Consider the following 25,895-nt stretch of genomic DNA (forward strand, 5'->3'; position numbering starts at 1 on the left):
CTTCGGGGGTACATCAACGAGGGATTATTCAGGAAGATTGTGCGAGCTTTTCCTGCTTCATCATGTCCGCCACTTTCTCTGCAATCATAATGGTCGGCGCATTGGTATTGGCACCAATCAGCAACGGCATGATGGAGGCATCCACCACGCGGATACCTTCGAGACCATGAACCTTGAGGCTCTGGTCAACAACCGCCATATCGTCACTGCCCATTTTACAGGTGCCCACCGGGTGGTAGACGTGCGCCCCTTCACGGCGCAGAAAACCCTCAACATCTTCATCACTGGTGAAGGGCTTCGGCGGCTGAACCGAGTCGCCCCGGATATCATCCATGGCAGAGTGATTGGCAATTTCCATCACCCGCTTCACCGCATCACGCATCTGCTTCATATCGTCCGGATGCTGCAACAGGTTCAACTGAATATCCGGTTGCGCCATTGGGTCTTTGCTGGCCAGAGTCACCTCACCCCGGCTTTTCGGGCGTGACAGGTTGACCAGATAACTGAAGCCCCATGAAGCCATCAACTTCCAGTCTCTGGCGTGATCGCGGTATGCCAATGGCACAAAGTGGATCTGGAAGTTGGGCAGCGGCTGATCATCATCGGATTTGAGAAAACCACCCATTGAGGTAGGAGGGTTGGCGATCCAGCCCTTACCGGTAATCAGGTAGCGAATATAGGCGCCGACCGCTTTGATCATTCCCAGAGGGGTCATGGAAATCCCAGACTTGGTCTTGCTCTTGAAGACCAGCATTACATCGGGGTGTTCCTGCAGGTTTTTGCCCACACCGGGCAGATCATGAACGACGTCAATGCCCTTCTCTTGCAGCTCTTGTGCAGGGCCGACGCCGGACAACAGCAACAACTGGGGAGACCCAAAAGCGCCACTACTGAGGATAACCTCTTTGCGAGCGCGGACGATTTTGGTTTTGCCATTAACAATATATTCCACCCCTACAGCACGTTTGCCTTCAAACAGAATGCGTGAGGCCTGAGCGCCGGTTTCAATCAGCAGATTGGGACGGCTCATCGCCGGGGCAATATAACTGGCACGAACACCAGCGCGTTTACCGTCTTTAACGGTAAACTGAAAGACCCCAACACCTTCCTGATTCTCACCGTTAAAATCGGGATTGTAGCGGTAACCCAGCTCGAGACTGCTGCGCAGAAAGTTGTTATACATCTCGAAATCAACGCCACCGTCGGTCACATTCAGTGGACCGCCCACACCGTGAAATTCATTTTCACCGCGCTCGTTATTCTCGGCCTTTTTAAAATACGGCAACACGTCTTTATAGCCCCAGCCCGGATTACCCTCGGCCTCCCAGGCATCGTAGTCAGCGGCGTCACCACGGGTATATACCATGGCGTTGATGTTACTGGACCCACCCAGGCCCTTACCTCTTGGTTGATATTGGCTACGACCGTTCATGGAGGCGTCTGGCTTGGTATTAAAGCGCCAGTTGTAGATATTGCATTTCAGATCCTGCACCAAGGCCGAAAACATCGCCGGTGTCGAAATGAATGGAGAATTGGCTTTGGAACCCGCTTCCAGCAAAAACACGGTATCGGTTCCGGATTCACTCAGGCGATTGGCCATTACACCACCACCGGAACCACCACCCACAATAATATAATCGTACATAGAACGCCTCTCGTTAACGTGCCAGCCCAGAGGTATCCCCTGTTGCCGCGGTTTTTATTAGGGTGGCCATCTTAGTGAGGGCCCGAAAAGGGATCTATTCGATTTGTGCCAACTTCACGTCATTTATCCACATGTTCTTGAAAAATGACCTACATTCAGTCAAAAATCGAGATAATCAACCGGGTATCTTGCGTCCGATCAGCCCCATAAGCCCATAAACAGCTCCCAGAACCATCCACTGCTCAGAGCCCAAAACCAAAAAGCGGCAGCCAGGTAAACTTCCGGGCCACCGCTTATCATTGCGACATTGAGAGCGCCAAACCAGCTGACATCGGCGTTGTTTGGTAACGCCGCTGCAACGGCTCAGGTAGGAATGATGTAGTTCATAAAGGCGTCCATTCGAATCATTACCCGACGGATCACATGAGTCGCTTTACCCGCTTCCGTGTAGACCGCCACACTGCCGATGGCTCCGGCAGGCAAACTCTGAAGCAAAGATTCGTCATTGAGCTTTAAGACAACAGCGTAAGGTACGGCAGGAGTCTCACGGGGTGCAACCATATTGCCACTGGTACTGAGTTGTCCCGTCGCCGACGCCATAACCACATAGTCTACCGTCGCACTGTGGACCTTGCCGGGGAACATTTTGAAAGTCACTTCCACCTGTTGCCCGGCCTTAACGTGACGTAAATAGGCCTGAGGGATTTGCGCGGCGATCAGGCGATCATCCTCCACCAGAGTCATAAATCGTGATACCGCCAGCCGACCGACACGCGCGCCTTTGCGCAGCGCCAGATTGGTAATGTAGCCATCGGTCGGGGCTTTGACTTTGGTTTCTCTGAGATTGTACTCCGCCAGTTTCAGGCCCGCCTCCAATTGCTTGACCTGAGCTTCATACTGATCGAGTTCGTAACCACTGACGGCATCCTGCTCGACCAACTGTTGGGTTTGCTCCAAGCGTACTTTGGCCAGATTCAACTGCGCCTGAACCTGATCGCGCTGGGCGGTGAAGGTCTCGGGATCAATCTCAAACAGGATATCGCCTTCGCGTACCTGTTGATTCTGAGTGACATTAACTCTGGCAACCTGACCCGCCACATTGGGCGTGATTGGAGTGGAATACTGCACCACCAGCAACGGCCCGGATGGCGCAAAGAACTGCATCGGAATAAACAGAATAATCAGCAGTAACGCCATCCAGATTACCGGCGACAACTTCCACCAGAGGGTCAGCTGAATGGTTTTGGTTTTCACCAGAATCAGCAGAATGACACACCAGAGTACGGTTAAAAAAACGATCATGATGCCTGCTCCTCTTGATCCGATATCGCCGTACCAGCCGACTCGCCATTGCTGGCATCAGGATATTTGACGTAGGCCCAAATCAAAATCAGCGGCCAGAGCACACCACCGGCAATCAGGCCGACCCAACTGCCAATGGTAATGGCCTCGGCCTGCGGATGATTATTGGCATGAGCCACCTTACCCGGCCATTGCCCAAGAAAGACAAAAACACCTATGGCAACAGCGAAGATGGTAATCAGAACAATCAAGGCAAATATGTCGATACCGGACATCAGTTGGTCCCCCTGTTTTCATTAGAAGTTGGTCCTGAGGCAGGCTGCGAGTCAAAACTGCCCCCCAGAGCCAGATGCAGACTCACTCGTTGAGACAGGCGATCGTTGGTGATTGCAGCCAAATCAGATTTGGCTCCAATCAGGCTGGCCTGAGTTTGCAGCACAGTCAGTAAATCCAGACGCCCAACCTGATATTGGGCTTTGGTAATGCGAAAGGCCTCCTGACTTTTGTTGACCACTTCACGCTGATAGATCTGGCGCTCTGCGTAGAGCTGTTCATTTGCCAGAGCCGTTTCCACTTCACGAAATGCCTGAAGCGCAGCCTGGGCATAGAGCGCCATGGCTCCCCGTTTTTGGGCGTCCGCAATGTCGACGCCGGCTTCCAGAGCACCACCGGTATAGAGAGGCGCAAACAAACTGGCCCCCAGTTGCCCAATCGGATTACCAATATTGAGTAAATCGAGTAACCCGTTGTCTGCGGCCCCACCAATTGCAGTCAAACTGATTCGTGGCAAACGTGCCGCTTCCGCCTGTTGCACCCCATAGAAAGCCGCCGATACTCTCTGCTCAGCCGCTCTCAAGTCAGGCCTGCGCTCGAGTATTTGTGAAGGCAGCCCTGCGGGCACCGGTGGCGGAAAGGCAGCGAAATCCGAAACCGTCTTCAGCTCCGCGGAAGGGTAACGCCCCAGAAGAACCTCAATACTGCGCAGGATTTCCTGATAACTGCTATTCACCAACCTCAGATTGGCCTCTGCACCGGCCAATCGTGCCTTGGCCAGAGGTAGATCCTGCGGCTGGGCTTTGCCAACCTGTTCCTTCGCCGTAACCAGTTTTACCAGATCCGTGTAAATCTCTACCGCCTCTTCTGCCAGTTCTTTTTGCACGTGTATCTGGGTTGCCAAAAACCAGGCCTTGGCCGTGGTTGCAGCCAATGACTGGCGAGCGGATTGATAATCGGCCTCGCTAGCCTGCAGGGCCGACTCGGCAGCGGCAACTCCGGCTCTGACCCTTCCCCAGATATCCAGCTCCCAGGAAACGTTAAGAAACGCATTACTGGAATCGAGCGTACCGGCAATACCACTACCATCGGCACTGCTGGCACCGGCCCCCAGACCGATGGTGGGTTTCAATTGCGAGCCCGCCTGTCGCGCCAAACCTGCGGCCACCTCAACCTGGGCTGATGCCGCCTGCAGATTGGGGTTATTGGCAATGACTTCATCCACCATTGCCGTGAGATGAGGATCATTGAAGGTTTGCAGCCAGTTGTTGGTTACAGCACCGACATCGTCAGCAGCTTGCCATTGCCCGGCTATCTGGGTCTGTTCCGGCAGGGCCTGAGTCAGAGCATCCTGGGCCTCCGGCGGCTCGTTCAGAGCGCAACCGGTCAACCCCGATGCCACAAGCAAGGAAATCCAAAAGCCGTTATCGGGCCTTGTCGTCATAATGATTACCCATTGAAATATTTAAACTGAAAACAAAGAGCACAATCTGGTCAATTAAAATGCAAAACAAATAGAGTTTAAGAACGATGTGGCTTTTTTGCCAACCCATGATGGCAAATAAATAGGTCCAACGATGGATCGGACTGAGCAGCCCGCCAACATGTTGATATACTGAGATAAAGTTCGACAAACAGGACAACTGATGCCGGCAACACAATTCACTTTCTGGTTAATATTACTGAGCCTGTTGTCCGTGCTCTGCACAGCGCAACCGCAATTGCAGACATCCACGGATCCTGTTCGGGTAGCCACATCCATCATAAAACCCTGGGGTATGGTGATTGATGGAGAGCAGCAAGGTCTTCTGATCGAAACCGCAAAGGTTCTGCATACTGAAACGGGAATACCCTACCGCCATATATTTCGCCCTTACACCCGCGTATTTCACGAATTACTGTCGGGCTATTCCGATCTGGCGCTGGTATTTCAATCCCCGCGAGTGGACCAAGACGCCATTCTGGTGGGCACCATCACCCAGACCCGGGTGATTCTGGTAGGTCTGCCGGACAACCAGCCGATTGACTCTCTGGCCCAGCTAAACGGACAGTCTGTGGGCCACATGCGTGGCTCCAAGTATGGCGCTGCCTTTGACTTGGCAACCAACTTCAAGCGCCAACCCATCAATACCATTGAACAGGGCTTGGCCATGTTAAAAAGGCAGCGCATTGATTATATGGCGGCCGTGGACCATACGGTCTACTGGGGGATGAAACAACTGGGACTGTCGGCCACTGAAATTGCTGAAATGACCAGCCTGCAGGGCCCCATCCTGGCGCTTTATATGTCGAAAAAGTCGCCCCACCTGAATTTACTGCCGGTCTATCAGCAGGCCGTTGCCAGACTCAACCACAACGGCACCTTCAAAGCCATTTACGGCAACCCGCAGCGCTGGCTCGATGAAATTCAACAACAGCCAGTTTTTAGCGCAGCAGAATAAACACCTTCATCGGGTCTTGCGGGCTTTCCCGGTAATAATCAACAACCCAAAACAGACAATCATCAAGACTGCTCCCAGCTTTACCGAAGCTGGAAAGCTGGTCATCACATTCTGGCGAACAGTCAGTGCGGCCGATTCAATACTGGCCTTACGCTTTTTGATCTCGACCGTCCAGAGATAGGTGTCGGGCCTGCTCACCTCCCAGCTGTCGAGGACATGATTGATTCTTTTGATCATTCGCCTCTGATTCAGGCTCGGTGTTTCTTTGCGCGATTCAAAATGGGAATTCGCCTCTTCCAGCAATACCACGCCATTTTGATCGGTCACAGTAACCCGATAGTCGTAATGGGTCACGTGCATGCTGGTACTGTTGTTTATGAAACCGGTACTTACCAGCGCCCGCAGGGGGTTCATCTGCGGATCCAACAAGATGGTTCCACGATTAACGACACCGGGTTTGAGATCAATGCGGCTAACCTCCAGCCCGGAACTGCTGTACTGATAGAACCCCAGGATTGCCATAAACAATCCCACAAACATACCCCCTGTTAATCCCCACTTAACCACGCCCAACTCTCCCTGTTTGTATTTAACTGGCGATTTTGTACACCAGTCGGGCATGAGCTGCAAACAATTCCCCATTGCCAAACCCAGATGGTTTAAAATGGAAATCGTTTACCCTGCTGAATGACACAACCCCATGAACCCGAGCTGTACTTCACCCGACCGTCGCTTTAGCGTGGCCCCCATGATGGACTGGTCTGATCGCCATTGCCGTCATCTGTGGCGCATCATCTCACGTCACTCCGTGCTCTACTCGGAGATGGTTACCACTGGCGCCCTGATTCATGGCGACAGTGAACGGTTTCTCAAATATCACCCGGCTGAGCATCCTTTGGCACTGCAACTTGGCGGCAGCAATCCGAACGACCTTGCCACCTGCAGCAAAATGGCGGAAGACTGGGGCTACGACGAGGTCAATCTCAACTGTGGCTGCCCCAGTGATCGAGTTCAGAACGGTATGATCGGAGCCATTCTGATGGGTCACCCTCAACTGGTCGCCGATTGCATCAAGGCGATGCAGGATGCGGTGAGCATCGATGTCACCGTCAAGCACCGAATTGGCATTGACGATATGGAAGACTATGCCGGTCTCTGTGACTTTGTCGAAACCGTCGCCAAAACCGGTTGCAAAACCTTTATCGTTCATGCCCGTAAAGCCTGGTTGCAAGGCCTCAGCCCCAAGGAAAATCGTGAAATACCGCCATTGAAATACGCCATGGTTCACGATCTCAAGCGCGACTATCCAGAGCTGGAAATTATCATCAACGGTGGCCTGACCACACTGGATCAGTGTCAACTCCATTTGAGCCAATCGGAGCAATACCCCGTATCTCTCGATGGGGTTATGGTTGGCCGGGAGGCCTATACCAACCCTTACCTTCTGGCAGAAGTGGACAAGTGCCTTTATGGTGATGACCACGCCATTCCCAGTCGTACCGAAGTCGCGCTGGAGTTCATTGAATATTGCCGGGAGGAAATGGCACAGGGAACCCAGCTCAAACATATGTCCCGCCACATACTGGGCTTGTTTCAGGGGGTTAAAGGCGCCAAACAATTCCGCCGCCACATCAGCGAAAATGCCTATAAAGCCGATGCCAGTATCAGTGTGCTTGAAGATGCTCTGGCCAAGGTTGATGAGAACAAACGTTATGCTTAACCACTTTAAATCCCTGCTGGATAACTGCTTTCCGGAAGAGCCGGCAGGTGACAACGACAATCTGAGCCACAGAGCTGCAGCCGCATTGATGGTGGAGATCGCCACCATCGATGAGCACTTTGATGACAGGGAACTGAACACCCTTGCTGTCGAGCTGCAAAGGCAGTTTGAATTACCGCAGGAAGGTATTGAGCGACTGATCGAGCGGGCTCGTGAGCACAGTGAAAATTCGACTTCGCTGTATGACTTCACCCGCCATATTAACGACAGTTTTACGGTGCCAGAAAAATTCGAGCTGCTGGTGGGTATGTGGCGAATTGCTTACGCCGATGGCAGTCTGGATAAATACGAAGAATATATGATTCGCAAAGTTTCGGAATTGATTCACCTTGCCCATGGGGATTTCATTCGGGCCAAACAACAAGCCAGAGGCTAAGAACTTTCCAGAGCGTTCATTAGATCGCGAAACGTACTGGCATTTTTTTCATTGAGGCTCATTAGAATTTTGTGAGCCTCTATTACTTTCTGTCGAGCCTTGGCTTCATCCATTGCGCCTTCGGTGAGACAATCGTCTGGCTCAAAGTCGGCTTCAATGTGCTCAACAATTTCAAAAATTTGATCAAACCCCATGCACCCAAGCAACCGCTGAATGCCCGGTGATGTGGAAATAATGGTCGGCTTGGATTTACCGCGATCCTTGGCAATCAGTGATATTTTCGCCATCAAGCCCAAGGTGGTACTATCCACCGCTTCTGCTTCCGACAAATCAAAAACCACCGTGTGAAAATCATCTTTGGTAAACATGTCTTCGATATAGGCATCAAAAGACAAACAAAGGGTGAGTCGCACATCACCACTCATTTTGATGACGTTGACACCGTCGCGATCTGCGACACAAATACTGCCCGGTTTCATTATCAGAATCTCCGCCAGAACAACTGCTGACTACTGTTCAAACGTTTGCGTAAACTTGTCAATCAGGAATAAATTGCACAGTTAATCCAAGGCTCTTGAAATGCTCAACACAGCAATATCGTCTGGAGAATTTTCCAGACGATCGAGCATCAACGCCCCGCACACCGAACTCAAACTGCCATCGCAGTTAATCAGGTACTGTAACAATAAACCCTCTTTTTCCAGCAGATCCTTTGCGGGCATGATTTCCAAAATTCCATCAGAAAAGCCCACCAGCGAAGCTCCTCTTGGGAAATCAATCTCATAATACTCCCAGCTTTGCCCCGGGAAAATACCCAGAGGCCTGCCACTTCCCTGAAGATAACGAGGAAAGCCGTCAATCAACATGACCGGCAGTGGCAAATGCCCCGCTATCGAGTAATACATTTTGTTCTTCAGGGTATCAATTACCCCACAGAAACAGGTCATATGGTGATCCAGATCGGAATCGATCAATGCCTGATTCACCTGCTCAAGAAACTGATTATCGAGATCGCCCTCAGCACCAAGAAACGAAAGGTGCTCACCCTCCAGTTCCTGAGCTACGTACTTGAGCCAGACAGTCGCAAATGCCGATGAAGCACCATGCCCGGAAACATCCGTCAGGTAGAAAGCCAGATAGCGATCACCGATGGTACTGACATCAACAAAATCACCACTCAGAAACAGCGATGGGATAATCTGGTGTTCAATCACATACTGGTCTTTGATAAAGGGGGATTCGGGCAACAACTGTTGCTGAACCTGACGTCCCGCCTGCTGATCCTTTTGCAAGGTCAATAAATGCTCGCGCAACTGCAGATTGGTTTCTTCCAGCTCCACGCGATACAACTCATTCTCAGCCAGTAAATCTCTGCGTTCCAGACTCTTGTTGACAGCGTGCACCAGCACTTCCATATCAACCAGAGGCTTGATCATATAATCTGCCGCCCCAAGTCGTAGCGCTTCAACCACATCCCCCATAACACCCACACCGGAAATCACGATAACCGGCACTTCATTGGATTCACGGTGAATTTCCGCCAAAAGATCCAAACCGTTCATTTCCGGCATTTTCAGGTCTGTCAGTACCAAATCGGGAGAATGACTGTTGAACATTTCAAGGCCCTGACGGCCCTGCTCGGCTTCTAGAATGTCAAAGCCGGAATCTTCGAGATAGGCAACCACGCTCTGCCGCACAATGGTGTCGTCATCGACAACAAGTAGTGTCCGGTTTGCTGCTGACATTAAGCAATGGTCCCGAGCTAAAAAAAGGAATCACCCCACAATTGAGGGGGGCAGTATAATCAACATTACTCCTATATATATGAATGCACAAGCTGTTCAAAATACTTTTTTTAGGCTAAATTCTGAACAAAGTTCGTACAGTTTTTCGGGCTTGGAAAAGGCTGCCACTTAGGGATTCGGACATGCCCCGAATTTCAGGCAGACCCCAACAGATGTCGCTTTTGGCCATTAAAGCAGACCACACACTCTAACCCAGACCTCAAAACAAAACTTCTAAGTACCATCCTGACAAAAAATAACGAGCTGAATCATTATGGGGGACGACAACATGAATCTTGCAAGCAGAGACTACAGCGAAAAACGCAATTTCTTGCGCATGCAAATAGGCTCACCGGTAACCATCACCCTGCCCGACAGCGATGAAGAGATCACTGGCAAGTGTATCGATTTGAGCGGCGGCGGTATGTCGGTTGAAATAAGCCGGGTATTTCCAGTCGGCGCCAAATTAACCATTTGCATCATGCCGCCAGTGGGTTGCACACCTATGCTCAATGCTCACACTCAGGTAACCCGAGTTGAGAGCGGCCCGGATGATGGCTGCATTCTTGGATTGGAAATAACCGAAGTACTGCCAACCAGCTAAACCAACTCGCTGCTGGCAAACCGCACCGTGGTCGGTTCATAAAGCCGACCTGTGTGGCTCTCTTCTGCTAAAATCGTCCCTTCGTTGACGAGGGCACTCTCTCCCTCTCTCTAAAACACCTCAATCTAGAAAATCCTATGCGAATTTTGTTGCTCTCGGCCTACGACGCTGTTTCTCACCGTTACTGGCACAAGGGGCTGACTCAACAGTTTCCCGAGCACCACTGGCAGGTACTCACCTTACCCGACAGACATTTCAGCTGGCGCTTGAGGGGCAACAGCCTGACCTGGGGCTTTGGGGAATACCGCGGGATTCTGGAACAGCCCTGGGATCAGGTTATCGCCACTTCCATGGTTGATCTGTCATCACTGCGCGGCATGGTTCCCGCTCTGGGCCAATGCAAACAAACCACCGTGTATTTCCATGAAAACCAGTTTGCCTACCCCAGATCCGAGCAGCAGCGTTTCAGTCCTGTGGAGCCCCAACTACAGAGCATTTACTCGGCACTGTGCGCCCAGCAGCTGGTATTCAATACGGAATATAACCGGGAAACGTTCTTTAGTGGCGCAGCAAGGCTGCTTAAGAAATTGCCGGATCATGTGCCTGCCGGCGTGATGGATAACCTGCAAGCCATCAGCCGGGTTATCCCGGTGCCGCTCGCCAGTGATGTTCCCACACATTCCATTGCAACCCCAAGTGACAAGCCTGTTATCACCTGGGCCGCACGTTGGGAATACGATAAGGGCCCGCAAAGATTACTGGCCATATTGCAACGACTCGAGCAATATGGCTGTGACTATCAGCTGTGCTTACTGGGTCAGTCTTTCCGCAAACGCCCCACAGAGTTCGAGACCATCGAGAAAACCTACCAGCATCGACTGATTCAATTCGGACACGCCGATTCAAGAGATGAGTATCTGCAGTGGTTGCAAAAAAGTGATGTAATCCTATCTACATCACAACACGAATTTCAGGGCATTTCGGTGCTGGAGGCTGTGGCCTGTGGAGCCAGTCCGGTGTTACCCAATGACCAATCCTACCCCTACCTGTTTGACCAAAAATATCTCTACGACACGGAAGAACAGGCCGCGGCAATGATTGTCAAAGCCATCCATGCCAAACAAGCAGCCAAGCTAACACCCGTGGATGTCTCAGCTTACCGCTGGTGCACACTCAGAGATGAGTACGAGGCGCTGTTGTCGAACCATTAAAACTCGTCTTCGAAGCCAAACTCTTCATCATCCACGCCAAAATCGTCTTCAATCGCACCGTCGCTGATCAGGTAGTCTCGGCGTTGCAGATAGGCATCGCGCAAAAACAGATAAGCATCACCTTTGGACATGATCTCGGCCTTGAGGTAACTGGCGCGACTATCGATCAACTCGACACTCCACTGGGTATTACGAGTAGGCACATGGGTGACATAAGTCAGGGGATGAATCAAACCGTCCACCGGAAAACTGGCCGCTGAGGTTACCGTTCTGGGGCCGAGGAATGGCAGCATCACATAGGGACCTTGTGGAACGCCCCAGACAACCAGAGTCTGACCAAAATCCTCGCCATCGGACTTGGGCAATCCCATTTTTTCCGCCACATCGAACATGCCCACCAAGCCGATGGTGGAATTGATCAGAAAGCGACCGGTATCGTTGGCTGCCTGACCGGGTTTGGCCTGCAAAATATCGTTGAAGACATTTCGCACTTCCAGCAGATTGAAAAAGATATTTGAAATGCGATCCTGAATAAAATCTGGGGTTATGGTGTCGTAACCGGTTGCCACAGGACGCATCATGTAGCGGTCCATCACATCGTTAAAACTGTAGATCGCCCGGTTATAACCTTCCCATGGGTCGCGCTCAGAGAAATCCTTAGCGTGTAACGCCGCAGGCATGGCCAGCACAGATAGCAAACAAACGATTTTAAATAAAGATGAACCAATCCCTGAATACATGCCCGTTCTCCTGTTTTTTATGGCACGGATTTTATGCCACTCTTTTTGCAAAAGCCAATGGTATGCGTTGACCAAAGCCATAATCGCTACTGACTTAAAAGCCAGGCCTCCACCAACGCAATAGCGAAACAGATGGCACTGATCATTTTCCAGAACGCCACAGGGTTCCGCTCCAGCAAAGGCGCAGACTTGTGAGCGTTGATCATCTGCTGATTGGCCTTACTGAGGTCTGATTCAAATTCAGACAAGACATGGTAGCGCTTCAGTGGCGACACCTGACAAGCCTTTTCCAGGGTTAAATCGAGCCATTGGGGAATTTCCTTGCGCCGGGTTCTGGCCGAAATGTATCGCCATTTCTGATAGCGCTGGGGCGCCTGTTGCTGGGCAGCAGACACCTCATAGGGCAATCCCCCGGTCAGCATCTCATAGACAATCACGCCCAGAGAAAAAATATCGGAATAATGCTGGCCTTTTTCCCCATGGAGATACTCAGGAGCAATATAGTCAACCGACCCCACCGGAACGTCCTCATCCAGAGGCGAGGTAATTTCCCCCAGACTCTCAACCTGAACCGTGCCAAAGTCTATGACTACGACCTGCCCTCGGGAGTTGATCATAATATTTTCAGGTTTCAGATCTCTGTGGACCATGCCCATACGCTGAAACGCCCGGATCGAGCGAACAATGCCGGCGGTAATTTCCCGAACCCGCTCAAATTCAGGCTTGGGATTGTCGTGCATCCACTGGCGTAACGTAATGCCCTCAATGTATTCACACAGATGATACAGAAAGGGAGAGGAGGAAGGCCTCGGGTATATTTTCATCACCCCGGGATTATTCAGGCGTTGTCCGACCCACTGCTCACGGATAAAGCCCTCAAGATAAACCGGGTCTTCGGCAAAATTCTGTGAAGGTGCTTTCAATAAATAGCGCTGACCACAGGCCTTCTTCTCCACCAGATAGAGGTGACTGCGGGTGCCACTGTAAATGGTTTTCAATACTTCGAAATCATCGATTCTGTTGCCAACATCCAGCACCGGAGGAATCGTCAACTCGGTGAGCTGCCGACTGACTTCATCAAGATCTGCCGCTGGCAGAGATTCTACCCGAACCAACAGACAACTGACATTATCGTCGCTGCCATTGGCCAGCGCCTTGTTGACCAAAGTCTTCGCGACAGCTTCAAGGTTATCACCGGTAGAGCTCAATGTCGCAATCAGATCCATCTCCGACAACCAGTCATGCACCCCGTCGGTAGAGAAAAAGTACACATCCCCCTCTTCCAGATCATGCTGCAGATAGTCCACCTCCAAGTGGCTGTCCATACCCAAAGCTCTGGATAGAAAACTTTTTGATCCCAAATGCTTATGACAGTGATCGCGACTCAACTGCTCCAGATTGCCACGTCGTAAACAGTAAATACGGCTGTCACCGACATGGAATATATGTGCGGTAGTGGATTTGAACACAGCAGAACTGAAGGTAGTAACCCAGCCATCGTGATGCGCCGCATCGGCCTGATGGCTGTGGTGATACAACCAGCTATTGAGGGAAATCAGAACACGGGCAGCGGACTGTTTCACACTCCAGGAATCGGGCGTGCTGTAGTAGTCGTTAATAAACTGGGTGACGCTGGTTTGGCTGGCATTCTGAGCGTTCTTGCTGCAACTGACACCGTCAGCGAGGCAGGCTGCCACCCCTTTATAAGTTAACTCAGACACGCTCTGGGAATTGTGGACAGCAAAGGCATCCTGATTTTCCGGCTTGATCCCCTTACTGCTGAACCCACCAATCGACACTTCGAGCGACTTGTTTGACACGTTTTATTCTCAGTTAAATCTGTAATTATTAACACACAAAGAGTACCAAAACCCCTCATATAAAAAAGGCCCGCCAGATAGCATCCGGCAGGCCTGTTATCAGGTACAGCGTTTGTTATTACGCTTTGGCAACATCAATCATTACCACACTGCCGTCTTCGGCAACCTCGGCAATCTGGCCTTTAGGCTCTGAGTAAAACAGCAGAGTGATAAAGCCCAGCACCGCGGTACCGGCAATCACCATAAAGAAAGTGCTGTAATCCACCAGAGACAGAACGGTCAGATATACCACCGCACCAACGTTACCGTAAGCACCGGTCATACCAGCAATCTGGCCTGTCATACGACGCTTGATCAGTGGCACTGCAGCAAATACCGCACCTTCACCAGACTGAACAAAGAAAGAGCACGCCATGGCAGCTACTACCGCCAGCCATACAGGCCAGGTGCTGTCGACTTGCGCCATCAGGTAGTAACCCATGGCCAGACCGGCAGTCAGAATCAACAGGGTTGGCTTGCGACCGAACTTATCGGAAATCCAGCCACCGCCCGGGCGGGACATCAGGTTCATAAAGGCATAGGCCGAGGCCACCATACCGGCAACCACCGGAGTCAACTCAAAGGTTTCAGAGAAGAACAATGGCAGCATGGACACCACCGCCAGCTCGGAACCAAAGGTAGCGAAGTAGAGTACATTCAGCACAGCAACCTGCTTGAAGCTGTAGCGATGCAATTCAGGCACAGGTTCTTTGAAGACGGTTTTGTTTACCTTCCAAACTTGAGACACATCGTAAAAATACAGCAGGATCAAACCCATGTAGATCATATTGGCCGAGTTTTCACTCAACAGGCTGACGCCGGCAGGTGACAGTTTCCAGGCCAACAGCGCCAGTGCCGCATACATAGGAATCTTCATCAGTAACAGGAAGAAAAAATCACCTTTGGAGGTTACTTCCATCGCACCCAGAGTTTTAGGCTTGAAGTAAGTAGAACCCTTTGGTGTGTCGGTGACACTGTTGTAGTAGATAAAACCGAAAATCAGGCTAAACACACCGGTCAGGCCAATGGCATAGCGCCAGCCATCTTCACCACCGAACCAGATGGCAACAGTCGGCAGAGTAAACGCCGCTGCGGCAGAACCAAAGTTACCCCAGCCACCATAGATGCCTTCGGCGGTACCCAGCTCATTGTGCGGAAACCATTCGGACACCATGCGGATGCCGATTACAAAACCGGCACCGATCAGCCCCAGTGCAAAACGGGCAATGGCTGCCTGCACAAAATTGTCTGCCACAGCAAACATAAAGCAGGGAATGGAACAGATAATCAGCAGAGACGAATAAATCAGACGCGGGCCATATTTATCCGTCAGCATACCAATCAACACCCGCGCCGGAATGGCGATGGATACGTTCAGCAACAACAGGGTTTTGATTTCCTGAGTGGTCAGCCCCAGAGACTCTTTCACCATGCCCAGCAGCGGAGCAAAGTTAAACCACACCAGAAACGTGATAAAAAATGCCATCCAGCTCAAGTGCAGGATTTTCATCTTCCCGGTAAAGGAGAAAAGGTTAAATTTTTGTGTATCGGTACTCATCTTACATAACTCTAAAACTACAAATTTCTATGGTTCAAGCAGACAACTGCAATTGCACTTCGCCATCTACAGCGCGAACGCTGTAGGTTTTCAGACTCAGTGCTTCGTTATCCAGACATGCACCGGTTTCCAGGTTGTAACGCTCTTTGTACAGCGGCGAGGCGACATAAACCTGCTCACCGGAAGAACCAATCAGACCGCGGGACATGACATTGGCCTCACCCACGGGGTCAAAATTGGATACCGCATACAGCTGATCATTTTGCGCGCCCATAAAGATGGCCACCTGCTCCCCTTCATGGAGAGCACAAACACCGGTTCCGGGATTGAGGTCGGACAGCTTACAGATAGTGTTCCAGTTACTCATGATATAACTCCTAAATATAATCTTGAATCAATCAGCCAGCTCAACAGCCTGGATGCGCTCTTCTTTGGTCGCCGGACGAAGCTGATCACGCTCGGACACAAAGGCCAGATTGCTGTCTTTCTCGTCGGAATTAATAAAGTGAGAGAAGCGCTTGAGACGTTCTGGATTCTCAATGGTGGTTTTCCACTCACACTGGTAGTTGCCCACATTGGCATTCATGTCCGCTTCCAACTCATCACAGATGCCCAGCTTGTCTTCGATGATGACTTCTTTCAGGTAATCCAATCCACCTTCCAGATTTTCCATCCATACCGAAGTACGCTGCAGACGATCAGCGGTGCGCACATAGAACATCAGAATACGGTCGACGTACTTGATCAGGGTTTCGTCGTCCAGATCGGTGGCGAACAGATCACCGTGACGAGGACGCATACCACCGTTACCACAAACGTAGAGGTTCCAGCCATTTTCAGTGGCGATCACACCGATATCCTTACACTGGGCTTCGGCACATTCGCGAGTACAACCGGATACGGCGAATTTGATTTTGTGCGGCGCACGAAGACCTTTGTAGCGATTCTCCAGATCAATGGCAAAGCCAACACTGTCGTTAACACCGTAGCGACACCAGGTGCTGCCCACACAGGATTTAACGGTACGCAAAGCTTTACCGTAGGCGTGACCTGTTTCAAAACCGGCATCAACCAGCTTTTTCCAGATCAGCGGCAGGTCATTCATTTGGGCACCAAACAAGTCGACACGCTGACCACCGGTAATCTTGGTATAAAGACCGAACTCTTTGGCCACTTCGCCAAGAACAATCAGTTTGTCCGGAGTAATTTCACCGCCGGGAACACGGGGCACAACCGAATAGGTACCGTCTTTCTGCATGTTACCCAGGAAGATGTCGTTGGTATCCTGCAAACTGATGTGCTTGTCATCCAGCACGTAGTCATTCCAGAAGGACGCCAGAATGGAGCCAACCGCTGGTTTACATATCTCACAGCCATGACCCTTACCGTGACTCTCCAGCAGCTCCTCGAAAGTTTTGATTTTCTTAACGCGAACAATGTCTGCCAGCTCCGCACGGGAGTAGGCAAAGTGCTCACAGATATCGGTTTTGACTTCGTAACCGAGACTGGCCAGCTCGGCATCCAGTACCTGCTTGGTCAGTGCCGCACAACCGCCACAACCGGTGGAAGCCTGGGTTTCACCCTTGATACCCGCCATATCGGTGCAACCATTGGCAACAGCGGCTTTGATGTCCGCTTTGGTCACATCGTAACAGGAACAGATCTGCGCAGTATCCGGCAGAGCGTCAGCACCGATGGCCGCACCACCGCCTTCCACGTTAGGCAGAATCAGAGAGGCCGGATTCTCGGGCAGCTCCATATCATTCAGCATCATCTGCAACAGGCTGCCGTAAGCGTCTACATCGCCCACGAGCACAGCACCAATGACTTTCTTGCCATCGGCAGACACGATCAGGCGCTTGTAGACCTGCTCGATTTCGTCGTTGTAGGTATAGGATTGCGCGCCTTCGGTCTGGCCGTGGGCATCACCGATACTGGCTACATCCACACCCAGCAATTTCAGCTTGGTACTCATATCAGCACCCAGGAAGGCTTCGCTGTCATCGCCGGCAATGTGCTTGGCAACCACCTTGGCCATGGTATAACCCGGTGCCACCAGACCAAAGATGCGACCTTCCCACAGAGCACATTCACCAATGGCGTAGATATCTTCAGCCGAAGTGCGGCAGTAGTTATCAACCACGATACCACCGCGCTCACCGATATCGAGATCGAACTGACGCGCCAGCTCATCCTGAGGACGAATACCGGCCGAGAACAGAATCATGTCGGTTTCCAGGAAGGAACCGTCGGCAAAGTTCATGCGGTAGCGGCACTCTTCACCTTTAACAATTTCAGAAGTGGCTTTTTCGGTGTGAACATTAACGCCCAGATCTTCAATTTTGCGACGCAGCAGCTTACCGCCGCCCTCATCCAATTGAACCGCCATCAGGCGCGGTGCAAATTCAACCACGTGAGTTTCAAGACCCGCTGCTTTCAACGCATTGGCTGCTTCCAGACCCAACAGACCACCACCTACAACTACGCCCACTTTACTTTCGGCCGCTGAAGTATTGATCGCTTCCAGATCATCAATGGTGCGGTATACCAGGCAGTGCTCCTGATCGTTACCGGGGATAGGAGGCACAAACGGGAAAGAACCGGTCGCCAGAACCAACTTGTCATAGGCCAGTTTTTCACCGCTGGCAGTCACAACAAATTTTTCTGCTTTGTTGATCTCCACCACCTTGTCACTCAGACGATAGGCAACGTTTTTCTCTTGGTATTCAGCTTCGGTGGTCAACGCCAGATCCTCAGCCGTAGCACCTGAAAAATAGCTGCTCAATTGAACCCGGTCATAAGCCAGTCTGGACTCTTCGGAACAGGTGACGATTTCGTAGTCCTTGCCCTCACCAAGCTCTACCAGGTTGTCGATGAACTTATGGCCCACCATTCCGTTTCCGACGACAACAATGCGTTGCTTGCTCATAATTTATCCTCTCGATAGAAAGCGTTAAAAGTTGATAGTTGTAGTTATTTCATTGCAGCCTGCGGCATTACGCCGAAAGCTGTTGCAGTTCCGATTCACTCATAGAGGAGAACCACTGCAGTTGTTCAGATAATTTGACCGTCTCGCCGACCACAATCAGCGCCGGGGACTGGATATTCTCGGATTCCACCAGAGCTTCCATCTGCTCAACGGTGCCGATAATGTTGCGCTGCTGGGAACAGCAACCGTTTTCAATAAACGCCATCGGGGTATCAGCACTCAGGCCATTGGCCATCAGCTGTTCACTGATCATGCCGGCCTTGCTCAGCCCCATGTAAAACACCAGAGTGTGATTCAGGCCAGCCAGTGCAGACCAACTGATATTGAGGTCTTTCTCGGCGTGTGCCGTAACAAAGGTGCAACCCTGTGACAGACCGCGGTGGGTCAAAGGGATACCTGCGTAAGTAGTACAACCGGAAGCCGCGGTAATCCCTGGAACCAGTTCTACTTCGATACCGGCTGCTTTCAAGCGCAACATCTCTTCGCTGCCACGGCCAAAGATCAGAGAGTCGCCACCTTTCAAACGGCAGACGTTCAAACCCTGACGCGCCTTGCTGACCAACAACTCATTCAACTGATCCTGTGGAATGCTATGGCGATCCTTCACCTTGCCCACATAAATAGCCGGCGTAGAAGCCGGGAACAGCGCACGGATGTCTTCACTCACCAGGCGATCAAACAGAATAAGGTCCGCTTGCTGAATACTGCGAAGCGCCTTGACCGTCAGCAAATCCGCATCACCCGGACCGGCACCAACCAGACTGACCGTCCCTGGTCTACTGGCTATCGGAGAGGAACCGGTATTGAAGTGAAGCACTTCAGAAAAAGGCTTGTTGCTGGACTTGTCTGTAGACATAAGGCTCACCGCACTCAAAAATTCAATCTACAAGCCTTACAGCAAAGACAGTGCCAGCAACAAAAAAACCAACAAAATAAATTTATAAACCCTTATATTTCAAACAGTTAAAGAGAAAGCAAAACAATACATCAAGAATAAAAAAAGCCTGACCTGGACAAATGCACCAAATCAAAGCACCACAACGGTGCACAAAATCAAATTAATCACCAAAATAACACAATAGATTTAAATACCTATACGCACCAATCTGGTGCTATAAGTGGCATCAGAACCAAATAAAATTAATTTATTGTTAAAATTCAGTAAGTTATAGGCGTAAAACGAACACAAACCAGCCTCTTAACATTCATTGGCGCACTAATTGCTCTATCCAGCCCTAATCAGATACAAACGCACCGACCTCTACCTTCTCTATAAGAGAAACAACATCAGGTGCAAACAGATGGAGTTAGTAACGTGCCAACAGAAAGTTCTTCAGCCTGGACCAAAACCACCTGCGCCTACTGCGGGGTAGGCTGTGGTGTGGAAGCCAAGCCAAACAGTAAAGGCCAGCTGGATATCAGGGGCGACAAGGATCACCCTGCCAATTATGGTCGCCTCTGTTCCAAGGGCTTGGCTTTGGGAGAGACTGTGACCCACGAAGGGCGTCTGCTTTACCCACGCATTGGCGGCGTACGCACCGACTGGAACTCCGCACTGGACCATGTGGCCAAGAGCTTTGCCGACACCATCGCCGAGCATGGCCCCGACTCAGTCGCCTTTTATGTGTCTGGTCAAATCCTTACCGAGGACTACTACGTTGCCAATAAACTGATGAAAGGCTTTATCGGCAGCGGCAACATCGACACCAACTCGCGCCTGTGCATGTCGTCTACCGTAGCAGGGCATCAACGGGCCTTTGGTACCGATACCGTACCCGGCTGCTACACCGATCTGGAGCAGGCGGACATGGTGGTCATTACCGGTTCCAATATGGCCTGGTGTCACCCGGTTCTGTATCAGCGACTCAAAGCCGCCAAATTGCAGCGCCCCAATCTGTTCGTCGTCTCCATTGACCCTCGGGTAACCGATACCTGCGAAATTGCCGATCTGCATCTGCCCATCAATCCCGGCAGTGACGTGGTGCTGTTCAATGGTCTGCTGAACTATCTGGCCAGTAACGGCAACCTCAATCAGGCATTCATCGACAACCACACAGAACACTTTGACCAGACTCTGGCGCAGGCTCGTCAGGATCTGGAAAATGTGGGTGACCTGCACAAGGTTCTGGGGATTCAAGAGTCTGACCTGCATCGCTTTTATCAGCGCTTTGCCCAGACCGAGAAAGTGGTCACGCTGTTTTCCCAGGGGGTTAACCAATCAACCTGCGGCTCGGACAAGGTCAACAGCATCCTCAACTGCCATCTGGCTACCGGTCGCATTGGCAACCCAGGCTCTGGCCCATTTTCTTTGACCGGCCAACCCAATGCCATGGGCGGTCGCGAGGTGGGAGGACTGGCCAGTACTCTGGCGGTGCACATCCCCTTTGGCAACGACCGTGGTCATCAGCTGGTCAGCGAATTCTGGGAAACCGATCAACTGGCCGCCAAGCCGGGCCTCAAAGCCGTAGATCTGTTCGACGCCATTGACGAAGGCAAAGTAAAAGCCATCTGGATTATGGCCACCAACCCGGTGGTCAGCCTGCCCGATGCCGACAAAATCAAGCGCGCTTTGAAAAAGTGCCCCATGGTTGTGGTTTCCGACTGCATTGCCGACACCGACACCACCCGCTGTGCCGATGTTCTGCTACCGGCTCAGGGCTGGAGCGAAAAGTCCGGTACAGTAACCAATTCCGAGCGCAGGATTTCTCGCCAGCGACGTTTACTGCCATCCCCCGGAGAAGCCAGGCCCGACTGGTGGATCATCAGTGAAGTGGGCAAACGCATGGGTTTTGCAAAAGCCTTTGACTACCTTCACGAAGGTGAAGTATTCCGTGAATACGCACTGATGACCCAATTGGGCAACCTCGATGGCTCTAGCCGTGATCTGGATCTCAGTGGTTTAACCACCATCAGCGACAGCGAATACGCCAACCTGCAGCCTCAGCAATGGCCACTGCGCCAACCCGATGAAAAAATTGAGCATAAGCGTCTGTTCAGCGACGGCCGCTTCTTTACGCCTTCGGGCAAAGCGCAGTTTATCGGCGTCAGCTATCAGGCACCGGCGACCCAAACCTCAACCGATCTGCCTCTGAGTCTTAACAGCGGCCGAATTCGCGACCAGTGGCACACCATGACCCGAACAGGTCTGTCTGCCAGACTTGGCGCTCACCTGCCCGAGCCCTACGTCTCAGTTCACCCGGACGATGCCGAGAAGTATCAACTTCAGGATGGCCGGATTGCCCGCATGTATAACCAGTGGGGCAGCGCCCAGATCCGGGTTAACATCACCCCGCGTATGACACCGGGGCAATTATTTATGCCCATCCACTGGACCGGTGTTGTCTCCAGCGCCGGCCGCGTCTGTACTTTGGTCAGCCCGGATACCGACAAGGTATCGGGGCAACCGGAATTCAAGTTCACCCCCGCTGCAATTGAAGCCTGGCAATACAGCAGCGAAGCCCTGTTTATCTCGCCAACACCGATCGACACCAGCAATCTGGACTATTGGGTACGCCAGAAGATCACCGGCGGCTACCTCTACCGCATCGCCAGCCAACTGACGCCGGCCAAACTGTCGCACAGTCTGGGCCAGATAGTGGCGGCACAAAATATGACCGGTCAGGAGATACAGTTCAGCAGTCCCGAACAGGGCCAGTACCGCTACGCCCTAATGCAAAAGGATCACATTGAGGTCTCCTACATCGTGGCCAGCGATCTGCAAAACAGCGACTTTGACTGGGTCCAAAGCCTGTTGGATGGCGCCGTAGACACCACCGTACAGAGCTCGATTCTCAGCGGTATTGCCGAAGGCCGCCTGGCTTCAGGCCGGACTGTTTGCGCCTGCAAACAGGTGGGCAAGAACACCATTTGCCAGAGCATTCGCGACCATGACCTGAGCACCGTAGAAGGCATCAGCGAACATACCAGTGCCGGCACAGGCTGCGGCAGCTGTGTTCCCGAATTACAGAGTATTCTGGACGAAGAGTTGATTAACCTGGGCACCGCGCTATAACCTTACGCGCTGAATCAATCCGCTGTAAGGAATTACCATGAGCACCGACACCCAAACCGAACTGGAAGCCGCTGCGTTTCGCCGCCTCGTGGCCCATCTGGACAAACGCAAAGACGTGCAGAACATCGACCTGATGATTCTCGCGGGCTTTTGCCGCAACTGCCTGTCCAAGTGGTATCTGGCCGAAGCCGAAGAGCGTGGTGTCGACATGGATTATGACCGTGCCCGCGAAGTGGTCTATGGCATGCCCTACGATGAGTGGAAAGATAAGTACCAGCTGCCTGCCACGCCAGAGCAAATGGCGGCCTTTGAAGCCACCCAGAAGAAGTAGATGATTTGATCAACCTGAGACAGCTTTGGGTTTACCCGGTCAAATCCCTGCGCGGCATTGAGTTAGACCAGAGCCTGATTGGCTCCCAGGGTTTGGCTTATGATCGCCAGTGGATGCTGGTCATGCCCAATGGCCGCTTTGTCACGCAACGCCAGTTGCCACAGATGGCCCTGATCAATACCGCGTTGGACGATCACAACCTGACCCTGAGTTGTGACGGCCATGGATCGGTTGATATCCCACTGCATCACCCAGCCGGTTGCGACATTACCGCCACAGTCTGGCGCGATACGGTCGCGGTACAGGAGGCCAGTGAAGAGGCCTCGCGCTGGCTAACCCGAACACTGAATGCCCCACAACCACTGCGGCTGGTGCGCATGGCACCGGCTCACCAGCGCCAGCACATCAACCCCGAGCGTTTTGGGCCAGATCACCACACCCTGTTCGCCGATGCCGCCCCCTTCCTGATTGCCAATCTGGCGTCACTGCAGGAACTCAATCGACACTTGCAAGCCAAAGGTCAGGCGGCAGTTGATATCCGCCGCTTCCGTCCCAACCTTGTGATTGACGGCTTGCCGGCTTTTGCCGAGCACAGCATGAAACAATTAACTCTGGGTGAGTTTCAATTCACAATGGTGGATCACTGCGAGCGCTGCATTATCACCACCATCGACCCGGATACCGCAACAAAAGATCCTGCAATGGCAACCTACAAACACCTCGCCGAGATCAACCCCATGCCGGATAATCCCAAGGCACCGGCTTTTGGCGTCAATGCCACTCTGGGTTCATCAGCCAAAACCCTGATCCAAACCGTTAACGGTTAGCGATGGCCTCGGCGATGGCCAGCGTTCTCTCGGCCTCGTCTACGTGCAGGTTCTCCACCAGCTTACCGTCCAGTACAGCAACCCCTTTGCCCTCGGCCAAAGCTTCCTGCCACACTTGAAGAATACGACGGGATTTGTCGACATCGGCTGCACTCGGGCCAAATACCCGATTGGCATCGACCAGTTGCGCCGGATGAATCAGTGACTTGCCATCAAACCCCAGATCCCGCCCCTGCTGACAAATGCGGGCAAAGCCATCACTGTCTTTGATATCCAGATAAACGCCATCAATGATATCCACATGGTGGCAGCGGGCAGCCAGCACACACTGACTCAGCGCACCAATAAAACCAATGCGATCAGGAGTGTGGGGAATACGCATCTCCTTCGACAGATCCGATGTTCCCATCACGATGGCCGTCAAATTCGGGTGCGCTGCCGCAATGGCCTGAGCATTGGCCACGCCCAGTGGCGTTTCAATCATGGGCCACAGCGCCAGGGCCTGATTGCCCTGCTGGGCGATCAGTTCGGCCACGGCCAGAACCTGCTCGGCGGTCTCAACCTTGGGCAGACACACACCATCAAACGCCACACCGGCCTGTAACAACGCCAGCAAATCGTCTTTACCCCAGGGGGTTTGCAAACTGTTGATGCGAACGATCAATTCGCGGTTGCCGTAGCCGCCCTGCTTCAGGGTCGCAATGACCTGTTCACGGGCAGCGGCTTTCATATCCGGGGCAACGGCGTCTTCCAGATCAAAGATCACCGCGTCCGCATCAAGCCCCCGCGCCTTATCCATGGCCCGGGCGTTGGCCCCCGGCATGTACAACACAGAGCGACGTGGGCGAAGGGTGGAATTACTGGCGGGGGTTGAAGTCATTTTGTCGCTCCGTAAATTTTACGGGCGACAAAATACCACAACAAATTCAAAGAGAATAATGTCATATCGAGCGCGAAGCGGAGAGATCCCCCGCTCCGCGTCGGGATGACAGGATTAACCGTAGAGCGGCTTGCTTAATTCAGCCCAATCGATATCACCATCATCGGGCATGTCCTCGTACTCCAGAATTCCCAGGGCTTCAAACTTCGGGCGAATGCGCTCGGTCAGCAAACCAATCCTGCGCAAGTTGGGAATCACTCGTTGAAACAGCAGTTTGCGAAAATGCTCCAGCGCACCGCCATCGAGAAACACCTGCCGCGCCTCCTCAATATCCCAGCCAAAGTTTCTGAATACGTCGGTGGGCACCAGACGCTCACGACTGACCAGACAGGCCTGATAGGCGAATTCTGCGCGGGCTTCCTTTTCCTCATCAGAGAGCATTTTCACGTACTCCGATAGGTAGTGGATACCAAACGCCACATGGCGAGCTTCATCACGAATAATCAGCTCCAGCATATCCTTTTTAAAACCACCTTCCTGAGCGTATTCCTTACTGGTGGTAAAGGCCGCCAACGCCAGCCCCTCAATCACCACCTGCATACCGATAAACTTCAGATCCCAGCGCTCGTCACTGAGAATCTTATCGATGATGTCTTTCAACGCACCGTCAATCGGATAAATAATCCCCGCCTTCTTCTGCAGGTAGCGATTGAAAGTTTCTACATGACGCGCCTCATCGAATGTCTGCGATGCCGCATAGAGTTTGGCATTGTAGGTTGGCGCACAGGAAACCAATTGCGAAGCCACCAGCAGCGCCCCCTGCTCACCGTGCAAAAACTGTGAATCGGTCCAGGCATCCATGTGCGCCAGAAAACGGTCCTGCTCTTCGGTGCTCATTGAAAGGAAGGGCTGATACTCGGAAAAGCCACTGATAAATATACGAACGTCCCGATCTGCCAGACCGATGGGTTTATCCCAGTCCAGATCCGTATCCGCATTCCAGTTCAACTCTTTACCCAGTTTATACAGCTGCAGGATTCGATCTTCCTGCAATTGATAATCCCAGTTGAAGCTGCCTGTTAAGGGGGGTGTGAAAGATCTCAGCCACCTCATTGACCGCCGTTTCCGTCAGATCAATATCCATGTGGTCTACCACAATGTTCTCGGCTTCCTGAAAAAAACGAACGTCCCTTGGGGATTGGGCCACGAATTGCGCAGTCATAAAACTCTCCTTATTGATTTAGTTATGAAAGAGTCAGGTTTCACGACTACAAGTTTTGCTT

The 25,895-nt window shown here is 52.0% G+C and carries 24 protein-coding genes; 8 read left to right on the plus strand and 16 right to left on the minus strand.

Annotated features, from left to right (window positions below; all coding sequences use genetic code 11):
* Window positions 1-28 precede the first annotated feature (28 nt).
* From ACPXV9_RS05765 to ACPXV9_RS05780, 4 genes are all read right to left on the minus strand, one after another.
* Window positions 29-1,645: a GMC family oxidoreductase gene (locus ACPXV9_RS05765; protein ID WP_423895395.1), complete on the minus strand. Its 1,617-nt coding sequence runs from the start codon at window positions 1,643-1,645 to the stop codon at window positions 29-31.
* A 363-nt stretch (window positions 1,646-2,008) separates the two neighbouring features.
* Entirely contained in the window at window positions 2,009-2,947 is a 939-nt protein-coding gene (locus ACPXV9_RS05770; RefSeq protein WP_423895397.1) for an HlyD family secretion protein, read from the minus strand.
* Window positions 2,944-3,222, minus strand: a complete 279-nt coding sequence (locus ACPXV9_RS05775) for a DUF3302 domain-containing protein (RefSeq protein ID WP_423895398.1) — start codon at window positions 3,220-3,222, stop codon at window positions 2,944-2,946. The genes ACPXV9_RS05770 and ACPXV9_RS05775 overlap by 4 nt, the downstream gene beginning before the upstream one ends.
* On the minus strand, window positions 3,222-4,664 hold the full coding sequence (locus ACPXV9_RS05780) for an efflux transporter outer membrane subunit (RefSeq protein ID WP_423895399.1): 1,443 nt from the start codon (window positions 4,662-4,664) through the stop codon (window positions 3,222-3,224). The genes ACPXV9_RS05775 and ACPXV9_RS05780 overlap by 1 nt, the downstream gene beginning before the upstream one ends.
* Window positions 4,665-4,866: 202 nt before the next feature.
* Here ACPXV9_RS05780 and ACPXV9_RS05785 point away from each other — a divergent pair, with 202 nt between their 5' ends.
* Window positions 4,867-5,661 (plus strand): substrate-binding periplasmic protein, encoded by a 795-nt coding sequence (locus tag ACPXV9_RS05785; RefSeq protein ID WP_423895401.1) that lies wholly within the window; start codon window positions 4,867-4,869, stop codon window positions 5,659-5,661.
* Between the two features lie 6 nt (window positions 5,662-5,667).
* Here ACPXV9_RS05785 and ACPXV9_RS05790 read toward each other — a convergent pair whose 3' ends face one another.
* Window positions 5,668-6,183: a hypothetical protein gene (locus tag ACPXV9_RS05790; RefSeq protein ID WP_423895403.1), complete on the minus strand. Its 516-nt coding sequence runs from the start codon at window positions 6,181-6,183 to the stop codon at window positions 5,668-5,670.
* Between the two features lie 178 nt (window positions 6,184-6,361).
* On the opposite strand from ACPXV9_RS05790, the gene dusA reads away from it, so the two are divergent.
* Together dusA and ACPXV9_RS05800 are read left to right on the plus strand one after the other, a co-directional pair.
* The gene (dusA, locus tag ACPXV9_RS05795) at window positions 6,362-7,381 is read left to right on the plus strand and encodes a tRNA dihydrouridine(20/20a) synthase DusA (protein WP_423895404.1); all 1,020 of its coding nucleotides are present in this window, start codon (window positions 6,362-6,364) and stop codon (window positions 7,379-7,381) included.
* The gene (locus ACPXV9_RS05800; protein ID WP_423895406.1) at window positions 7,374-7,817 is read left to right on the plus strand and encodes a TerB family tellurite resistance protein; all 444 of its coding nucleotides are present in this window, start codon (window positions 7,374-7,376) and stop codon (window positions 7,815-7,817) included. The genes dusA and ACPXV9_RS05800 overlap by 8 nt, the downstream gene beginning before the upstream one ends.
* Here ACPXV9_RS05800 and ACPXV9_RS05805 read toward each other — a convergent pair.
* Window positions 7,814-8,296 carry an STAS domain-containing protein gene (locus tag ACPXV9_RS05805; RefSeq protein WP_423895407.1) on the minus strand — a complete coding sequence of 161 codons (483 nt, stop codon included), beginning with the start codon at window positions 8,294-8,296 and terminating at the stop codon, window positions 7,814-7,816. The two genes, ACPXV9_RS05800 and ACPXV9_RS05805, sit on opposite strands and share 4 nt — an antisense overlap.
* Window positions 8,297-8,377: 81 nt before the next feature.
* The gene (locus ACPXV9_RS05810; protein WP_423895408.1) at window positions 8,378-9,562 is read right to left on the minus strand and encodes a response regulator; all 1,185 of its coding nucleotides are present in this window, start codon (window positions 9,560-9,562) and stop codon (window positions 8,378-8,380) included.
* Between the two features lie 328 nt (window positions 9,563-9,890).
* Between ACPXV9_RS05810 and ACPXV9_RS05815 the strand changes: the two genes are divergently transcribed.
* Together ACPXV9_RS05815 and ACPXV9_RS05820 are read left to right on the plus strand one after the other, a co-directional pair.
* Entirely contained in the window at window positions 9,891-10,205 is a 315-nt protein-coding gene (locus tag ACPXV9_RS05815; RefSeq protein WP_423895409.1) for a PilZ domain-containing protein, read from the plus strand.
* Window positions 10,206-10,342: 137 nt separating this feature from the next.
* Window positions 10,343-11,416, plus strand: a complete 1,074-nt coding sequence (locus ACPXV9_RS05820) for a tRNA-queuosine alpha-mannosyltransferase domain-containing protein (protein ID WP_423895410.1) — start codon at window positions 10,343-10,345, stop codon at window positions 11,414-11,416.
* Here ACPXV9_RS05820 and ACPXV9_RS05825 read toward each other — a convergent pair.
* From ACPXV9_RS05825 to cobA, 6 genes are all read right to left on the minus strand, one after another.
* Window positions 11,413-12,156 carry an MlaA family lipoprotein gene (locus ACPXV9_RS05825; RefSeq protein ID WP_423895411.1) on the minus strand — a complete coding sequence of 248 codons (744 nt, stop codon included), beginning with the start codon at window positions 12,154-12,156 and terminating at the stop codon, window positions 11,413-11,415. The genes ACPXV9_RS05820 and ACPXV9_RS05825 overlap by 4 nt on opposite strands.
* An 86-nt stretch (window positions 12,157-12,242) precedes the next feature.
* Window positions 12,243-13,976: a protein kinase domain-containing protein gene (locus ACPXV9_RS05830; protein ID WP_423895413.1), complete on the minus strand. Its 1,734-nt coding sequence runs from the start codon at window positions 13,974-13,976 to the stop codon at window positions 12,243-12,245.
* Between the two features lie 118 nt (window positions 13,977-14,094).
* The gene (locus ACPXV9_RS05835) at window positions 14,095-15,573 is read right to left on the minus strand and encodes a NarK family nitrate/nitrite MFS transporter (RefSeq protein ID WP_423895414.1); all 1,479 of its coding nucleotides are present in this window, start codon (window positions 15,571-15,573) and stop codon (window positions 14,095-14,097) included.
* A 34-nt stretch (window positions 15,574-15,607) separates the two neighbouring features.
* Entirely contained in the window at window positions 15,608-15,940 is a 333-nt protein-coding gene (gene nirD / locus ACPXV9_RS05840; protein ID WP_423895415.1) for a nitrite reductase small subunit NirD, read from the minus strand.
* Window positions 15,941-15,967: 27 nt separating this feature from the next.
* Window positions 15,968-18,502 carry a nitrite reductase large subunit NirB gene (gene nirB, locus ACPXV9_RS05845; protein WP_423895416.1) on the minus strand — a complete coding sequence of 845 codons (2,535 nt, stop codon included), beginning with the start codon at window positions 18,500-18,502 and terminating at the stop codon, window positions 15,968-15,970.
* Window positions 18,503-18,569: 67 nt separating this feature from the next.
* The gene (gene cobA, locus ACPXV9_RS05850) at window positions 18,570-19,418 is read right to left on the minus strand and encodes a uroporphyrinogen-III C-methyltransferase (RefSeq protein ID WP_423895418.1); all 849 of its coding nucleotides are present in this window, start codon (window positions 19,416-19,418) and stop codon (window positions 18,570-18,572) included.
* Window positions 19,419-19,877: 459 nt separating this feature from the next.
* On the opposite strand from cobA, the gene ACPXV9_RS05855 reads away from it, so the two are divergent.
* Genes ACPXV9_RS05855 through ACPXV9_RS05865 form a run of 3 tightly spaced genes read left to right on the plus strand, consistent with a single transcriptional unit; the run spans window position 19,878 to window position 23,732 of the window.
* On the plus strand, window positions 19,878-22,574 hold the full coding sequence (locus tag ACPXV9_RS05855; RefSeq protein ID WP_423895419.1) for a molybdopterin-dependent oxidoreductase: 2,697 nt from the start codon (window positions 19,878-19,880) through the stop codon (window positions 22,572-22,574).
* A gap of 37 nt (window positions 22,575-22,611) precedes the next feature.
* On the plus strand, window positions 22,612-22,905 hold the full coding sequence (locus ACPXV9_RS05860) for a DUF1244 domain-containing protein (RefSeq protein WP_423895420.1): 294 nt from the start codon (window positions 22,612-22,614) through the stop codon (window positions 22,903-22,905).
* A gap of 5 nt (window positions 22,906-22,910) precedes the next feature.
* Window positions 22,911-23,732, plus strand: a complete 822-nt coding sequence (locus tag ACPXV9_RS05865) for an MOSC domain-containing protein (protein WP_423895422.1) — start codon at window positions 22,911-22,913, stop codon at window positions 23,730-23,732.
* Here the strand turns inward: ACPXV9_RS05865 and ACPXV9_RS05870 are convergent.
* The 3 genes from ACPXV9_RS05870 to ACPXV9_RS05880 all read right to left on the minus strand — a co-directional run bounded on the left by ACPXV9_RS05870 (window position 23,722) and on the right by ACPXV9_RS05880 (window position 25,834).
* Window positions 23,722-24,612, minus strand: coding sequence for an HpcH/HpaI aldolase/citrate lyase family protein (locus ACPXV9_RS05870; protein WP_423895424.1), 891 nt, complete (start codon window positions 24,610-24,612; stop codon window positions 23,722-23,724). The two genes, ACPXV9_RS05865 and ACPXV9_RS05870, sit on opposite strands and share 11 nt — an antisense overlap.
* Before the next feature lie 114 nt (window positions 24,613-24,726).
* On the minus strand, window positions 24,727-25,665 hold the full coding sequence (locus ACPXV9_RS05875) for a ferritin-like domain-containing protein (protein WP_423895425.1): 939 nt from the start codon (window positions 25,663-25,665) through the stop codon (window positions 24,727-24,729).
* Window positions 25,634-25,834, minus strand: a complete 201-nt coding sequence (locus tag ACPXV9_RS05880) for a hypothetical protein (RefSeq protein WP_423895427.1) — start codon at window positions 25,832-25,834, stop codon at window positions 25,634-25,636. Before ACPXV9_RS05880 ends, ACPXV9_RS05875 begins: the two co-directional genes overlap by 32 nt.
* Window positions 25,835-25,895: the final 61 nt, after the last annotated feature.

It is taken from the genome of Candidatus Pelagadaptatus aseana, assembly GCF_040362265.1.
Lineage (GTDB): Bacteria > Pseudomonadota > Gammaproteobacteria > Pseudomonadales > Cellvibrionaceae > Pelagadaptatus > Pelagadaptatus aseana.

Coding starts and splice junctions, on each gene's coding strand:
- nirB (WP_423895416.1), bottom strand. CDS start 18,502: ATGAGCAAGCAACGCATTGTTGTCGTCGGAAACGGAATGGTGGGCCAT.
- dusA (WP_423895404.1), top strand. CDS start 6,362: ATGAACCCGAGCTGTACTTCACCCGACCGTCGCTTTAGCGTGGCCCCC.
- ACPXV9_RS05835 (WP_423895414.1), bottom strand. CDS start 15,573: ATGAGTACCGATACACAAAAATTTAACCTTTTCTCCTTTACCGGGAAG.
- nirD (WP_423895415.1), bottom strand. CDS start 15,940: ATGAGTAACTGGAACACTATCTGTAAGCTGTCCGACCTCAATCCCGGA.
- cobA (WP_423895418.1), bottom strand. CDS start 19,418: ATGTCTACAGACAAGTCCAGCAACAAGCCTTTTTCTGAAGTGCTTCAC.
- ACPXV9_RS05775 (WP_423895398.1), bottom strand. CDS start 3,222: ATGTCCGGTATCGACATATTTGCCTTGATTGTTCTGATTACCATCTTC.
- ACPXV9_RS05800 (WP_423895406.1), top strand. CDS start 7,374: ATGCTTAACCACTTTAAATCCCTGCTGGATAACTGCTTTCCGGAAGAG.
- ACPXV9_RS05790 (WP_423895403.1), bottom strand. CDS start 6,183: ATGGCAATCCTGGGGTTCTATCAGTACAGCAGTTCCGGGCTGGAGGTT.
- ACPXV9_RS05820 (WP_423895410.1), top strand. CDS start 10,343: ATGCGAATTTTGTTGCTCTCGGCCTACGACGCTGTTTCTCACCGTTAC.
- ACPXV9_RS05770 (WP_423895397.1), bottom strand. CDS start 2,947: ATGATCGTTTTTTTAACCGTACTCTGGTGTGTCATTCTGCTGATTCTG.
- ACPXV9_RS05810 (WP_423895408.1), bottom strand. CDS start 9,562: ATGTCAGCAGCAAACCGGACACTACTTGTTGTCGATGACGACACCATT.
- ACPXV9_RS05805 (WP_423895407.1), bottom strand. CDS start 8,296: ATGAAACCGGGCAGTATTTGTGTCGCAGATCGCGACGGTGTCAACGTC.
- ACPXV9_RS05815 (WP_423895409.1), top strand. CDS start 9,891: ATGAATCTTGCAAGCAGAGACTACAGCGAAAAACGCAATTTCTTGCGC.
- ACPXV9_RS05765 (WP_423895395.1), bottom strand. CDS start 1,645: ATGTACGATTATATTATTGTGGGTGGTGGTTCCGGTGGTGGTGTAATG.
- ACPXV9_RS05780 (WP_423895399.1), bottom strand. CDS start 4,664: ATGACGACAAGGCCCGATAACGGCTTTTGGATTTCCTTGCTTGTGGCA.
- ACPXV9_RS05870 (WP_423895424.1), bottom strand. CDS start 24,612: ATGACTTCAACCCCCGCCAGTAATTCCACCCTTCGCCCACGTCGCTCT.
- ACPXV9_RS05825 (WP_423895411.1), bottom strand. CDS start 12,156: ATGTATTCAGGGATTGGTTCATCTTTATTTAAAATCGTTTGTTTGCTA.
- ACPXV9_RS05880 (WP_423895427.1), bottom strand. CDS start 25,834: ATGACTGCGCAATTCGTGGCCCAATCCCCAAGGGACGTTCGTTTTTTT.
- ACPXV9_RS05785 (WP_423895401.1), top strand. CDS start 4,867: ATGCCGGCAACACAATTCACTTTCTGGTTAATATTACTGAGCCTGTTG.
- ACPXV9_RS05860 (WP_423895420.1), top strand. CDS start 22,612: ATGAGCACCGACACCCAAACCGAACTGGAAGCCGCTGCGTTTCGCCGC.